At 73.8% G+C, this 1686-nt stretch carries 2 protein-coding genes; one reads left to right on the top strand and one right to left on the bottom strand.

The window, feature by feature from the left end; translation table 11 throughout:
- Positions 1–940, bottom strand: a 940-nt coding sequence (locus QH283_RS23090; protein ID WP_280505039.1) for an NAD(P)/FAD-dependent oxidoreductase, incomplete at its 3' end; no start/stop codon positions are given.
- Between the two features lie 76 nt (positions 941–1016).
- Here QH283_RS23090 and QH283_RS23085 point away from each other — a divergent pair.
- Positions 1017–1613, top strand: coding sequence for a helix-turn-helix domain-containing protein (locus QH283_RS23085; RefSeq protein WP_280505038.1), 597 nt, complete (start codon positions 1017–1019; stop codon positions 1611–1613).
- Positions 1614–1686 lie beyond the last annotated feature (73 nt).

Below are 1686 nucleotides of genomic sequence, written 5' to 3'. Positions count from 1 at the left end.
CCTCGGCGACGAGATCGGCGTTGATCCTGGCCGCGGCGACGGAGCCCGCCGCCGCGGCCGGTCCGACCTGGGCGGACGGAACGGTCACATTGCCCGCGACCCACACCCCGGCAACGGCCGTCGCTCCGGTGGGGTCGGCCGGGATGTGCGGGCCCGCGCCGGAGGGGTGCTCCACCGGGGCCAGTCCCAGCTCGGCGAGGAAGCCGGCCCTGGCGACCATCCGCGGGGCGACCACAACGGCGGTCCTGGCGACGAGCGCGCCACCGGCCAGCCGGACCCCGGTGAGGCGGTCGTCCTCGACGACCAGGCCCGCGACCTCCCCAGGCACCACGCGGATGCCGCGCGCGGCGAGTTCGCCGGCCGCCGTCGCGTCCGGCGGGGCGGCGGTGTGGGTGAACAGCACCACGTCCTCGCTCCACTGCCGGAACAGCTGCGCCTGGTGGATCGCCTGCGGCCCGGTGGCCAGCACGCCGACGGGCTGATCGCGCACCTCCCAGCCGTGGCAGTAGGGGCAGTGCAGCACGTCGCGGCCCCATCGTTCGGCGACGCCGGGGATGGCGGGCAGTTCGTCCGCCAGACCGGTGGTGACCAGCAGGCGGCGTGCCCGCACGGTCCTCCCGTCGGCGGTGTCCACCGCGAAGCCCGGCTCGACGCGCCGCGCCCGCACCACTTCGCCGGTCTGGATGTGCCCGCCGTAGCGCCGCACCTCGGCGCGGCCGCGCTCCAGCAGTTCCGCCGGGGCGATGCCGTCGAATCCGAGCAGAGCGTGCACGCCCTCGGCGAATCGATTGCGCGGTGCGCCCGCGTCGAGCACCAGCACCGAGCGGCGGGCCCGCGCGAGCGTGAGCGCCCCCGCCAGCCCCGCGGCCGCGCCGCCGATCACCACCACGTCCCGGATGCCGGGTTCCCTCGCCGCCTGTCGCTGTCCGTTGTCGGTCATCTCGACCACCTCCTTCGGCTCCCGACAGTGCGGCAGCCGGAGGTGAATCGGCAATGTTATTTGCCGACGTGGCAAAATGGCGGGTGTGGACGAGGATCTGGACCGGGCCCTGGACGCGGTGGGGCCGCGATTACGTGCCCTGCGCAAGCAACGCGAGACCACATTGAACGACCTGTCGGCCGAGACCGGGATATCGGTGAGCACGCTCTCGCGGCTGGAATCCGGGACCCGGAGGCCGACACTGGAATTGCTGCTCCCGCTGGCCAGGGCGCACGGAGTCACCCTCGACGAGCTGGTCGGCGCGCCGCCGACCGGCGATCCACGCATCCACCTGCGCCCCATCACCCGTTTCGGCATGACGATGCTGCCGCTCACCCGCCGCGCGGGCGGCATCCAGGCCTACAAACTGATCATCCCCGCTGGCAGCGAGCGGCGCGTTCCCGAGCCGAAGACCCACGAGGGCTATGAATGGCTGTACGTGCTCAACGGGCGGCTGCGGATGATCCTCGGCGAGCACGATCTGGTGCTCGTCCCCGGCGAGGCCGCCGAGTTCGACACCAAGGTGCCGCACTGGTTCGGCGCCGCCGACGAGCATCCGGTGGAATTCCTGATTCTGTTCGGCAAGCAGGGCGAGCGCGCCCACCTGCGCGCCCGCCCTGCCGCCTCGGAGTAGCCGCCGCCCCCGCGGTCCCGCGCGCGCCCTGGCAACCGCGGGACCCGCCCGGACCCCGGGCGGCCCCACCGGC

The sequence above is a fragment of the Nocardia farcinica genome, assembly GCF_029867845.1.
GTDB lineage: Bacteria > Actinomycetota > Actinomycetes > Mycobacteriales > Mycobacteriaceae > Nocardia > Nocardia farcinica_A.
Note: the sequence above shows the minus strand (reverse complement) of the source record. Positions and strands in the feature narration are given on the sequence as shown.

Coding starts and splice junctions, on each gene's coding strand:
- QH283_RS23085 (WP_280505038.1), top strand. CDS start 1,017: ATGGCGGGTGTGGACGAGGATCTGGACCGGGCCCTGGACGCGGTGGGG.